Origin of the sequence: Aquimarina megaterium XH134, from assembly GCF_000520975.1 — a bacterium.
Classification (GTDB): domain Bacteria; phylum Bacteroidota; class Bacteroidia; order Flavobacteriales; family Flavobacteriaceae; genus Aquimarina; species Aquimarina megaterium.
Window position 1 is genome coordinate 1 of record NZ_JACB01000076.1, and the last position, 296, is coordinate 296.

The following is a 296-nucleotide window of genomic DNA, read 5'->3' on the forward strand; positions in this document are numbered from 1 at the left end:
AGCACCGTAATTTGTCTCTCTGTTGTTATTTAAAGAGATTACCGCTTTAGTAGGATTATCTGAAGAAGAAGGGTCTCTATCTCCTTGACAATAACTACAAGCTTCTTCTCCTCTTCCACCACCGTTATCTAAGAACTTAATAGCAGCTTCCCTAAGATCTTTCAATTCCATAGGAGTTTCTTCTACCAATAAATCATTATTCTTATTCAATTCTACAACAAAAATATTTTTTTGTCTAAGAACTGGAGGGATTACATTCTCCTTTTCAGGAGCTGGGAGTTTACGGCTAATACCCG

The 296-nt window shown here is 36.5% G+C and carries 1 pseudogene; it reads right to left on the reverse strand.

The window, feature by feature from the left end:
* A pseudogene (locus Z053_RS31720) lies at nucleotides 1-296 on the reverse strand (biopolymer transporter ExbD); the annotation flags it as partial.